Origin of the sequence: Curvibacter sp. CHRR-16, assembly GCF_018474005.1 — a bacterium.
Lineage (GTDB): Bacteria > Pseudomonadota > Gammaproteobacteria > Burkholderiales > Burkholderiaceae_C > Allorhodoferax.
In genome coordinates this window covers 1-11,256 of record NZ_JAHCSH010000013.1, presented here as the reverse complement: position 1 = coordinate 11,256, position 11,256 = coordinate 1, and the positions used below count along the sequence as shown (strand labels likewise).

The 11,256-nt window shown below is 59.0% G+C and carries 11 protein-coding genes; 7 read left to right on the top strand and 4 right to left on the bottom strand.

Annotated features, from left to right (window positions below; translation table 11 throughout):
• On the bottom strand, positions 1–973 hold a 973-nt coding region (locus KIK84_RS16265; protein WP_214124174.1), incomplete at its 3' end, for a methyl-accepting chemotaxis protein.
• A gap of 298 nt (positions 974–1,271) precedes the next feature.
• Here KIK84_RS16265 and KIK84_RS16260 point away from each other — a divergent pair.
• The 6 genes from KIK84_RS16260 (at position 1,272) to KIK84_RS16235 (ending at position 9,347) form a co-directional block, all read left to right on the top strand.
• A complete protein-coding gene (locus KIK84_RS16260) occupies positions 1,272–2,642 on the top strand; it encodes an NAD(P)-dependent oxidoreductase (RefSeq protein WP_214124173.1) in 1,371 nt (456 codons plus the stop codon).
• 20 nt (positions 2,643–2,662) lie between these two features.
• A complete protein-coding gene (gene preA, locus KIK84_RS16255) occupies positions 2,663–3,976 on the top strand; it encodes an NAD-dependent dihydropyrimidine dehydrogenase subunit PreA (protein WP_214124172.1) in 1,314 nt (437 codons plus the stop codon).
• A 100-nt stretch (positions 3,977–4,076) separates the two neighbouring features.
• The gene (gene hydA, locus KIK84_RS16250) at positions 4,077–5,519 is read left to right on the top strand and encodes a dihydropyrimidinase (RefSeq protein ID WP_214124171.1); all 1,443 of its coding nucleotides are present in this window, start codon (positions 4,077–4,079) and stop codon (positions 5,517–5,519) included.
• Between the two features lie 139 nt (positions 5,520–5,658).
• The gene (locus tag KIK84_RS16245; protein ID WP_214124170.1) at positions 5,659–6,924 is read left to right on the top strand and encodes a Zn-dependent hydrolase; all 1,266 of its coding nucleotides are present in this window, start codon (positions 5,659–5,661) and stop codon (positions 6,922–6,924) included.
• A complete protein-coding gene (locus tag KIK84_RS16240) occupies positions 6,873–8,810 on the top strand; it encodes an AAA family ATPase (protein WP_214124169.1) in 1,938 nt (645 codons plus the stop codon). Before KIK84_RS16245 ends, KIK84_RS16240 begins: the two co-directional genes overlap by 52 nt.
• Positions 8,811–8,813: 3 nt before the next feature.
• Positions 8,814–9,347 (top strand): ACT domain-containing protein, encoded by a 534-nt coding sequence (locus KIK84_RS16235; RefSeq protein WP_349815949.1) that lies wholly within the window; start codon positions 8,814–8,816, stop codon positions 9,345–9,347.
• On the opposite strand, the gene KIK84_RS16230 is transcribed toward KIK84_RS16235, so the two are convergent.
• Together KIK84_RS16230 and KIK84_RS16225 are read right to left on the bottom strand one after the other, a co-directional pair.
• On the bottom strand, positions 9,344–9,574 hold the full coding sequence (locus KIK84_RS16230; RefSeq protein ID WP_214124168.1) for a hypothetical protein: 231 nt from the start codon (positions 9,572–9,574) through the stop codon (positions 9,344–9,346). The genes KIK84_RS16235 and KIK84_RS16230 overlap by 4 nt on opposite strands.
• 58 nt (positions 9,575–9,632) lie before the next feature.
• A complete protein-coding gene (locus tag KIK84_RS16225; RefSeq protein WP_214124167.1) occupies positions 9,633–10,034 on the bottom strand; it encodes a hypothetical protein in 402 nt (133 codons plus the stop codon).
• A 150-nt stretch (positions 10,035–10,184) separates the two neighbouring features.
• Here KIK84_RS16225 and yghU point away from each other — a divergent pair, with 150 nt between their 5' ends.
• A complete protein-coding gene (yghU, locus tag KIK84_RS16220; RefSeq protein ID WP_214124166.1) occupies positions 10,185–11,054 on the top strand; it encodes a glutathione-dependent disulfide-bond oxidoreductase in 870 nt (289 codons plus the stop codon).
• A 3-nt stretch (positions 11,055–11,057) separates the two neighbouring features.
• On the opposite strand, the gene KIK84_RS16215 is transcribed toward yghU, so the two are convergent.
• Positions 11,058–11,256, bottom strand: a 199-nt coding sequence (locus KIK84_RS16215) for a hypothetical protein (protein ID WP_502757568.1), incomplete at its 5' end; no start/stop codon positions are given.

The following is an 11,256-nucleotide window of genomic DNA, read 5'->3' as shown; positions in this document are numbered from 1 at the left end:
AGACCACTTGCCCGCCTTGGGTGGCGACGTTGCTGGCGTTTTGGGCCAGTTGGTTGGCTTGGCTGGAGCTGTCGGCGTTTTGCCGTACGGTGGAGCCTAGCTCTTCCATGCTGGCTGCTGTCTCTTCCAGAGCGCTGGCTTGACTTTCGGTGCGGGAAGAGAGGTCTTGGTTGCCGCTGGCTATTTCGGCACTGGCGTTGGCTACCGAGTCGGAGCTGGAGCGCACTTTGCTCACTACCTGGATCAGGGAGTCTTGCATGCTAGACATGGCGGTGAGCAACTGCCCCACCTCATCGTTGCGCTGGTTGTCCAATTGGTGGGTCAAATCGCCTTGTGCAATACGCCCTGTTGCCTCCACCGCTTGCTGCAACGGCGCGACGATCGCTTTGGCTATGCGCCAACTCAGCACCAAAGCGACCACGATCTCTAGCACGACCACCAAAAACACAATGGCCAGTGAACGTTCGTATGCACTTTCGCTGGCGTGGGCCGAGTTTTGTGAGCCGCTGCTAATGCGTTTGCTGAGCTTATCCAAGCTGGAGTTGGCAGCGTCATAGGCCTTCTGACCGTCTGTCTCCAACACCATTTGGGCTTGGTTGATGTCATAGCGGTTGGACATTTCCAATACTTTTTTGGAGACTGCCAAATACTGATCCAAGGCTGCACCAAAAGCTTGGTAGAGCTGCTTTTCTTCCTCATCGACTACCCCGGTCTCGGTATAGAGCTGGCGCTTGGACTGCACCACTTGCAATTGCGCTGTAATGGCTTTGTCGATGGTGGCCTTTACCGCATCCTCGGTATTGAGCACATGGCGAAACTCCAAAATGCGCAAATTGCCAAATTCAGCGCGCAACTGGTTGGCTAATTCCACCTTGGGCATCCACTCTTGGGCCGTGATCTTGGCTTGGGTATTCATGCTGCGCATGCTGAAAAAACCCGTCAATGCCACCGCCACACCCAGAGCTAGCAACATTAAATTATTGATATACAGGCGTACCGCTATTTTCATTGTCCGTCTCCAACGTAGACATTGTTTTTTGATGCTAGCAGCAATGTGTGAAAACCCTAGAGAGGGTGCACAATTTTGCGCTTTTTTACCGCATCGTGTGCACACATGGCACGCCAGTGCCCCGTTGTGGGGCTTGGGATATGCGGCAATACCCGATTGACCATGGCACAGCTTTTGCTGCACGCTTGGCAGAAATTTGACCAAATGGTCAACTTTTTCACCAACCACCCTATCCCAACCCACCATGGAAGGAGTTGCCAGCGTGTCCACCCCCTCTTCTGCCAGCGCAGACATCCAGGCCGCTCGCTTGCGCGCCAGCGATTACGCCCAGCGCTTTGCCGACGCTACCCCACCCCTGAACCAGCAGCAAGCCGTATTGGAAGCCTCGCGCTGCCTGTACTGCTACGACGCGCCCTGCGCCACCGCCTGCCCTACCAGCATCGACGTGCCCTCCTTCATCCAGCGCATTGCCGATGGCAACGTGCGCGGCGCGGCCACTACCATTTTGGACAGCAACCCGCTGGGCGGCATGTGCGCCCGCGTCTGCCCCACCGAAAACCTGTGCGAAGCCGTCTGCGTGCGCAACACCCAAGAGGGCAAGCCCGTGCGCATCGGCCAACTGCAGCGCTACGCTGTGGATGCGCTGATGGACAGCGGCAAGAGCGCCATCTTCACCCGCGCCCCCAGCACCGGCAAGCGCGTGGCCGTAGTGGGCGCAGGGCCTGCAGGTTTGGCCTGCGCCCACACGCTGGCGCGCTTCGGTCACGACGTGACCATCTTTGAAGCCAAGGCCAAGTCGGGCGGGCTCAATGAATACGGCCTGGCGCGCTACAAAACCCCCGGCGACTTTGCCCAGCAAGAGATCGCCTGGCTGCTGTCCATAGGTGGCATTACCGTCACCCCCAACTGGCGCTTGGACAGCGCCGCCCAGCTACAGCAACTGCGCCGCGAGTACGACGCCGTGTTCCTGGGTCTGGGCTTGGCCAGCAACCACCGCTTAGGGCTAGCGGGTGAAGACTTTGCCAACGTGCTGGACGCGACGAACTTCATTGCCACGCTGCGCCAGACCGATGACCTGTCCACCCTGCCCATAGGTCGCCGCGTGGTGGTCATTGGCGGCGGCATGACCGCCGTGGACGCTGCTGTACAAAGCAAGCTGCTGGGCGCAGAAGAAGTGCACATGGTCTACCGCCGGGGGCCAGAGTCCATGTCTGCCTCGGTGGACGAGCAGGAATGGGCCAAGAGCAATGGCGTGGTGCTGCACCACTGGCTGGCACCCGCCGCCATAGAGGGTGACACCTTCGCCACCGGGGTGCGCTTTGTCGAACAAGCGCTGGTGGACGGCAAGCTGCAAACCACGGGCCGCAACGTGACTCTGGGGGCGGACATGGTGCTCAAAGCCATTGGCCAAACGCTGGGCAACCCGGTGCTGGAGCAAGCGGGCTTGGCACTCGCAGGGGGGCGCATCGCCACCGATGCTGAAGGAGCCACCAACCTGCCCCAAGTGTGGGCAGGCGGGGATTGCCGCGCTGGCGGGCTGGACCTGACCGTAGAAGCCGTAGCCCACGGCAAACAGTCGGCCAACGCCATCCACCACTACCTGCAAAACGGCGCTGCACGCACCGCCGACTGAGCCCCAGAGGAGAACACACCATGGCCAATTTGGAAACCACCTTCGTGGGCGTGAAAAGCCCCAACCCCTTCTGGCTGGCATCGGCCCCTCCGACCGACAAAGCCTACAACGTGAACCGCGCCTTCGAGGCCGGCTGGGGGGGCGTCGTTTGGAAAACCTTGGGCGAAGCCGGCCCACCCGTCGTGAACGTGCACGGCCCGCGCTACGGCGCGCTGCTCAGCCAAGACCGCCGCTTGCTGGGCTTTAACAACATCGAGCTCATCACCGACCGCGATCTGGAACTGAACCTGCGCGAGATCACCGAGGTCAAGCGCAACTGGCAAGACCGCGCCATGATCGTCTCGCTCATGGTGCCCTGCCAAGAAGAGAGCTGGAAAGCCATCCTGCCCCGCGTGGAGGACACCGGCGCTGACGCCATCGAGCTGAACTTTGGCTGCCCCCACGGCATGAGCGAGCGCGGCATGGGCGCCGCCGTGGGCCAGGTGCCCGAGTACATCCAGATGGTGACCGAATGGTGCAAGCAATACAGCAAGCTGCCCGTCATAGTGAAGCTCACGCCCAACATCACCGACATCCGCAAACCTGCCCAAGCGGCCAAGCGTGGCGGGGCCGATGCGGTGAGCCTTATTAACACCATCAACTCCATCATGGGCGTAGACCCCTACACCCTGACCATGAGCCCCAGCACGGGTGGCATGGGCAGCCACGGCGGCTACTGCGGCCCGGCGGTCAAACCCATTGCGCTGAACATGGTGGCCGAGATTGCCCGCGACCCGGCCACGGCGGGCCTGCCCATTAGCGGCATAGGTGGCATCGGCACTTGGCGCGACGCGCTGGACTTCATCGCACTGGGCTCGGGCACGGTGCAGGTGTGCACCGCCGCCATGGTGTACGGCTTCAAGATCGTGCAGGAAATGGCCGACGGCCTGTCCAACTACATGGACGAGATGGGCTTTAAGAGTGTGGACGAGATCGTGGGCCGCGCCGTGCCCACCGTGAGCGACTGGCGCTACCTGAACCTCAACCACGTGAGCAAAGCCGTCATCAACCAAGACAGCTGCATCCAGTGCGGGCGCTGCCACATCGCCTGCGAGGACACCAGCCACCAAGCCATCAGTTTCGAGAAGGGCGGCAAGCGCCACTTCGAGGTGAAGGAAGAAGAATGCGTGGGCTGCAACCTGTGCGTGAACGTGTGCCCCGTGCCCGAATGCATCACCATGCGCGACGTGCCCGTGGGCGAGGTAGACCAGCGCACTGGCAAGCCAGTGAGCGCCGAGTACGCCAACTGGACCACGCACCCCAACAACCCGGCGCGCGTGCAGCCATCGGCGTAAGTGGCCGCAAGCGACCATTGGAGGTTTTACAGTTAGGCATCAAAATGGGCTGCAAAGCATATCCATCAAGCTGTAGCAGCTATCAATTTAGGAGCAAACCATGAGCACCCTTTTCATTCGCGGTGGTACGGTGGTGAACGCAGACCGCGCGTTCAAGGCCGATGTGATTACCCAAGACGGCAAGATCGTGGCCGTGGGCGAGAACCTGAGCGCCCCCGCAGGCGCGACGGTGGTCGATGCCGGTGGGCAGTACGTCATGCCCGGTGGCATAGACCCGCACACCCACATGCAACTGCCGTTTATGGGCACGGTCACCATGGATGACTTCTATACCGGCACGGCAGCGGGCTTGGCGGGGGGCAACACCACCATCATCGACTTCGTCATCCCCAACCCGCAGCAGCCGCTGATGGAGGCCTACCAAACCTGGCGCGGCTGGGCGGAAAAGTCCGCCTCTGACTACACCTTCCACGTCGCCATTACGTGGTGGAGCGAGCAGGTGCGCCAAGACATGGGCAAACTGGTGACCGAGGAAGGCGTGAACAGCTTCAAGCACTTCATGGCGTACAAGAACGCCATCATGTGCGACGACGAAACGCTGGTGAACAGCTTCAAGCGCTGCCTGGAGCTGGGTGCCATGCCCACCGTGCACGCCGAAAACGGCGAGCTGGTCTACCTGCTGCAAAAGCAAGTGGCCGAAATGGGCATTACCGGCCCCGAAGGCCACCCGCTCTCGCGCCCGCCCATGGTGGAAGGCGAAGCGGCCAACCGTGCCATTGCCATTGCCGATGTGATGAACGTGCCCATCTACGTGGTGCACGTGAGCTGCATAGAAGCCGCAGAGGCCATAGCCCGCGCCCGCGCCCGCGGCCAGCGTGTGTTTGGCGAAGTGCTGGCCGGCCACCTGACCGTGGACGACAGCGTGTACCGCCACCCCGACTTTGCCTTTGCCGCCGGGCATGTGATGAGCCCCCCCTTCCGCCCCAAGATGCACCAAGAGTTCCTCTGGCGCGGTCTGCAAAGCGGCCAACTGCACACCACGGCGACTGACCACTGCACTTTTTGCGCCGAGCAAAAAGCGGCTGGCAAAGACAACTTTGCCAAGATACCCAACGGCACCGGCGGCGTGGAAGAACGCTTGGCCGTCATTTGGGACGAAGGCGTGAACACCGGGCGGCTCACCCCGAGCGAGTTCGTCGCCATCACATCCGCCAACGCCGCCAAGCTGTTCAACATCTACCCGCAAAAGGGCAGCGTCAGCGTGGGTGCCGATGCCGACTTGGTGGTGTGGGACCCGGCAGGCACCAAAACCCTGTCCGCCAAAACACAGTTCAGCAAAGGCGACTTCAACATCTTTGAAGGCCGCACTGTGAAGGGCATACCGAGCCACACCGTGAGCCAGGGCGAGCTGGTGTTTGTGCAGGGCGACCTGCGGGCGGTGAAGGGCAAGGGGCGCTATATCAAGCGTCCGGCTTTTAACGCCAACTTTGCGCCCACCAAGTTGCGGGCTGAAACCTTGGCTCCAACCCCAGTGGCACGCTAAGTGGCTACACCGGGTGCACAGGGGCATGTGGCCCGGCCTCAGCTAGCCCTGTGGGCTAGAAATCGGCCAAACCACACACCCCTGCGCGCCCTCTTCGGCTCTCCCGCATTCGTTTCCGTACTTCTTTTGGAGTCATGCCATGACCACATCTTCAACCCTTACCGACATTTCCACCCTGCGCATCAACGGCCAACGCCTCTGGGACTCGCTCATGGAGCTAGCGCAGATAGGCGCTACGCCCAAGGGCGGCGTATGCCGCCTGACGCTGACCGACTTGGACAAACAAGGCCGCGACCTCGTCACCCGCTGGGCGCGTGAGGCGGGCATGAGCGTGACGGTGGACAAGATTGGCAACGTCTTCATGCGCCGCCCCGGGCGCAACAACGCCCTGCCGCCCATCATGACGGGCAGCCACATCGACACCCAGCCCACGGGCGGCAAGTTTGACGGCAACTACGGCGTGCTGGCGGGCATAGAGGTGGTGCGCACCCTGAATGACCTCGGCATCGAAACCGAGGCCCCGGTGGAAGTGGCTTTTTGGACCAACGAAGAAGGCAGCCGCTTTGTGCCGGTGATGATGGGCTCGGGCGTGTTTGCCAAGGCATTCACGCTGGAGCATGCGTATGCAGCGACAGACACCGAGGGCAAGAGCGTGAAGGACGAGCTGGAGCGCATAGGCTACGTAGGCGACCAAGAGCCGGGCGACCACCCGATAGGTGCGTATTTTGAGAGCCACATCGAGCAAGGCCCGGTTCTGGAGGACAACGACGTGACCATCGGCGTGGTGAGCGGCGTGCTGGGCATTCGCTGGTTTGACTGCACCGTGACCGGCATGGAAGCCCACGCCGGCCCCACGCCCATGCACCTGCGCAAAGACGCCATGCAGGCCGCCACCCGCATCATGCAAGACGTGGTGGCCGCCGCCCACCGCCACCCGCCACACGGGCGCGGCACCGTGGGCATGGTGCAAGTCTTCCCCAACAGCCGCAACGTGATACCGGGGCGCGTGAAGTTCAGCATAGACCTGCGCAACGCCACCGACGCACTGGTAGACCAAATGGCCGACGAGGTGAAAGCCTTTGCCGCCAAAGTGGCGCAAGAGCACGGCGTGGACGTGAAGATAGAGATGGTGTCCAGCTACAACGCCATCCAGTTCCACCCCGACTGCGTGGACGCCGTGGGCCGCGCCGCCGCCAAGCTGGGCTACAGCCACATGCCCGCCGTGTCAGGCGCGGGGCACGATGCCGTGTACATGGCCAAACTGGCCCCCAGCGGCATGATCTTCATCCCCTGCAAAGACGGCATCAGCCACAACGAGATAGAGGACGCCAAGCCCGAGCACATCGAGGCGGGGTGCAACGTGCTGCTGCATGCGATGTTGGAGAGGGCGGGGGTGGTGGGGTAAGAGGCACTTCGTCGCTGCCACAATCAAACCCGCAGGCCAGTGCTCTGCGGGTTTTTTATTGGGAGGATGGGATGCACCTGCAGCACCTAAAGATTACGAACTACAAAAGCTTTTATGAGACCACCGAGTTCGAATTTGAACCGGGATTCAATATCCTTTTGGGTGCCAACTCCAGTGGCAAAAGCTCAGTGCTTGAAGCTATTGCATTTGGTCAGGTGGATGACAACCCGCATCTTTCTGTCCTCAATTCAGAAGAAGTTGGTCATCGCCCTGCCACAAAGCCAGCTTTCGAGCTGACATTTGACGCAAGTATTCGTGAAGTGAACAAGCTGGCATTGCCTGAGGACAGATTCTTCTTGGAACTGCAGACTGAAAGCGGGCAACCCCACATAACCAACAAAGTATTTCTCCCTTTGATACTTAAAAACAAGGGGCTAGAAGTCCATATAAAGCGAGACTTTGCATCTGGCGTGTTTGCGCGGATCGAAATCGAAGGGATGCCAACTCGCTGGAGGCAAGTCAACGTCAATGACTCACGATCGCATTTGGGAGTTTGGGTCAGCAGTGACTCCACATCTGAATTGAGTGGTTTTGATGTTCCCAATAGAGACATTGATGCGATCAGGCTAAACCTGAGCACAAAAATTTATCGCCTTCATTCTGAACGAGCAATACAGGCAACCTATGGGCACCAAAATCCAAGTGGCGACCTTTTGCCCAATGGGGCCAATCTGGCTTATTGCATCAACCACTTGCAAACAAATAACAAGGATTTATTCGAGCGATTAAACGCGCTGCTCCACAGGGTATTTCCAACCATCCATTGGGTCAGTGCCCCGCCCGGTGCAAACCAGCAGTTTGAGCTGAAGGTTCAGAGTACACCGACCCACCTCAATCGTGCTGACTTGGCAGTTTCGATTAACAAAGTCGGCACGGGTGTGGGCAACGTATTGGCCATGCTCTACATAGCACTGACATCCCAGACGCAGCGCTTGATCTTGCTAGAGGAGCCCAACTCATTCCTGCACCCTCGCGCTCTGCGTGAACTGATGGCCATACTGGCTGATGTCGGCTCACAGCACCAATACTTTGTCACGACTCACTCCAGTGATGTGCTCAGAACCATTGATGCATCGACCGTGACACTGCTTGAGCATGACGGCCAGCAAACCAGCATTCGCCAAACGGCTGGCAAAACTCTGCACGAGCTCAAAGCTGGACTGTTAGACCTTGGAATCAGCCTGACTGATTTGCATGGCTGCGACAAAGTGCTGTGGGTTGAAGGCGAAACCGAAGAAGCTGTTTTCCCGCTTCTGCTGAGGCACTACCTTCCTGAAAAAGCCCAAGGGGTCGCTGTACTTGCACTGCATGCCACTGGCGACTTCGATTCAAAAAAGGTCACTCCCAAATCTGTCGCAGAGATATACAAAACCCTGAGTGAAAGCAGCTTCTTAGCTCCCCCAATGGTCGCTATTGTTTTAGATAAGGAGGCGCGACGCCCAGAGCAGATTGCACAAACTGAGGCCGACTGCCAAGGTTTAGTGCACTTTCTACCTGAAGTGATGCTGGAGGATTATTTCTTGCATCCAGCTGCGATTCAGGCCGTGATTAGTGACAACTTGGCTCAAGAAGCGGACGTGACAAAGGTTGCGAGTGCACTGGAGCATGCAAAAAAATCAGAAGAGTGCCGCTTGAAACCCAAAAATCCGAGCGATACCACTTGGCATGCTGCCAAGGTGCTTGATGCGGTTTTCCGTAGCTTGGGTATGCGCAGCTATCACAAGACTGCACATGGTCCAGAGATTGTGAAATGGTTACTCCGCAATGAGCCAAAGCACCTAGAGCCCTTGAGTCACTGGTTAAAGCAAGTAATGCAGGAGCAGTAGGAAATGGCCGCACCTATTTCCGACCTTTGCATTCTTCTCGCCTCCATGGAGCCCGTACTCAACGAAGGCACGTATGCGTATTGCTGTGTTGCCCATGTGGCAGACATTTCTCATCTACCCGTGATCGCCACTGTGCGTGAGGCAGAAGGTTTGACAGTAGTTACGACCGAAGACGCCGCAATATCTGCTGGATTGCAGGTCATGTTCCGTTGCGCTTGGATTACGCTGAATGTGCATTCCGACCTTCAAGCTGTTGGATTAACAGCCGCCTTTGCCAAAGCTCTTGGTGATGAAGGCATCAGCTGCAATGTGGTCGCTGGCGCTTACCACGATCACATTTTTGTTCCTTACGAAAAGGCTGCGCACGCACTGTCTGCCCTGCGCAAGCTACAACAGGCACAAGGCCTTAGTGTCAACCAAGACCAAGACAGCCAACAGTTGGGTAGCTTGTTACTGGCAGGTGCTCATTCGGCTCCAACAAAACCTGTGGATGCTGCCTACTTCGATACCCTGCGCAAGCGCATCGCCAAGGACTAGCTCGCCAGCACTGCGCCCACAACAAGCAGCAACACACCCGCGTACCAAGCCCTCATGTACCACGGGGAAACATTCCCTTTGCGGGCATACACCCAAACGTACATAGGCAGTACGAAACAGAGAATGCCTTTCAATGGATTGCTGGTAAATGCGTGCAACGCAATCGCCAACTGGGCGAGCGCAATAACGCCCAAGCCCAACAACAAAACAGCGCCTGCCAATGTCATTTCATGTCCCTCGTCAATTAGCCAGTTGAAACTTTGCCAAGTGTGTTACTGCTTGCGCCTAATTAAATTCAAACCGCACGTCTTTGACGACTTGGTGCTTGCCCCAGAAGAAGTTGCACACCCGCGCCACTTCTGCCCCGTCTTTGCTTACGGGTACGCAGCCGCCGCGTATCTGCACTGTCTTCTCGCCTTGCTTGGACAGGGGAAATTCCATGCTCAGGCCTTCGGGAATGGTGTGCTCCAGCACGACGTTTTCCGAGTAGTCGTCCACCAAGGCGAATATCAACACCTTGTCAGCCTTCAGGGTGTACAGGTCGTGCTGAAAGGCGGCACCGGGTAGCAAGCACATCTCCACCACGGACTTTTCTACGGTCTGCTGCTTGCACTGCGGTGGCTCCGCTGCGCTGGCGGCAGACAGTCCAGCCCAAGCCAAGGCAGCAAGCGCGATCAACTTCTTCATACATCCTCCTGTTGGTTGCTAATGAGTGCTTTATACCGTCTACCTTGGGCTTGAATAAACGTAGCTTGCAAAGCACCCCCACACCAGCGCAGTCTTGCCGCTCCCCCTACGATGGCGGGACTTCATCCATTCCCCTCACAGGAGCTTTCCATGACCGACTCCACCCCCTACGTGCCCCCCAAGGTTTGGACTTGGGACCAAGCAAACGGCGGCGCGTTCGCCAGCATCAACCGCCCCATAGCTGGAGCCACCCACGACAAGGAACTGCCCGTGGGTAAGCACCCGCTGCAGCTGTATTCGCTGGGCACGCCCAACGGGGTGAAGGTGACCATATTGCTGGAGGAGCTGCTGGCGCTGGGGCACACGGGTGCGGAGTACGACGCGTGGCTGATCAATATCCGCGATGGCGACCAGTTCGGCTCGGGCTTTGTGGGGGTGAACCCCAACTCCAAGATTCCGGCGCTGCTGGACCGCAGCGGACAGGAGCGAGGAGAAAAGCCACTGCGTGTGTTCGAGTCCGGCTCCATCCTGCTGTACTTGGCTGAGAAGTTTGGCGCGTTCATACCCCAAGACATTGCAGGACGCACCGAGACGCTGAACTGGTTGTTCTGGCAGATGGGCAGCGCGCCTTACTTGGGCGGGGGCTTCGGGCATTTTTATGCGTATGCGCCGACCAAGATTGAATACGCCATCAACCGCTTTGCCATGGAAGTGAAGCGTGAGCTGGACGTGCTGAACCGCCATTTGGCCGACCACGAATACCTGGCTGGCAGCGAGTACACCATTGCCGACATGGCCGTGTTCCCGTGGTACGGCGGACTGGTGAAGGGCTGGGCGTATGACGCAGCCGAGTTTTTGAGCGTGCACGAGTACACCCACGTACTGCGCTGGGCCGACCAGCTAAACAGCCGCCCGGCCGTCAAGCGCGGCCGCATGGTGAACCGGGTAACGGGCGAGCCAGCAGAGCAAGTGCGCGAGCGGCACGCTGCCTGCGACTTTGACGGCAAGCGCTTGGATTAGTGCCTAGCGCTTCAGGCTTAGCATCAAGCGCGAGGTGGGCGATGCAGCGGAACCCTGTTGCTCGTCTCCAAGCTTGAACACCCCCACCGCCTGCACCAACTCATTGGCCTGACTCTTGAGGCTGGCCGCCGCCGCTGCCATCTCCTCGACCAAGGCCGCGTTTTGCTGCGTCGTCTGGTCTATGCTGCCTATGGCCTCTCCC

Excerpts from the sequence above, each read along its gene's own strand:
- preA (WP_214124172.1), top strand. The coding sequence starts at position 2,663 with ATGGCCAATTTGGAAACCACCTTCGTGGGCGTGAAAAGCCCCAACCCC.
- hydA (WP_214124171.1), top strand. The coding sequence starts at position 4,077 with ATGAGCACCCTTTTCATTCGCGGTGGTACGGTGGTGAACGCAGACCGC.
- KIK84_RS16245 (WP_214124170.1), top strand. The coding sequence starts at position 5,659 with ATGACCACATCTTCAACCCTTACCGACATTTCCACCCTGCGCATCAAC.
- KIK84_RS16235 (WP_349815949.1), top strand. The coding sequence starts at position 8,814 with ATGGCCGCACCTATTTCCGACCTTTGCATTCTTCTCGCCTCCATGGAG.
- KIK84_RS16230 (WP_214124168.1), bottom strand. The coding sequence starts at position 9,574 with ATGACATTGGCAGGCGCTGTTTTGTTGTTGGGCTTGGGCGTTATTGCG.
- KIK84_RS16225 (WP_214124167.1), bottom strand. The coding sequence starts at position 10,034 with ATGAAGAAGTTGATCGCGCTTGCTGCCTTGGCTTGGGCTGGACTGTCT.
- yghU (WP_214124166.1), top strand. The coding sequence starts at position 10,185 with ATGACCGACTCCACCCCCTACGTGCCCCCCAAGGTTTGGACTTGGGAC.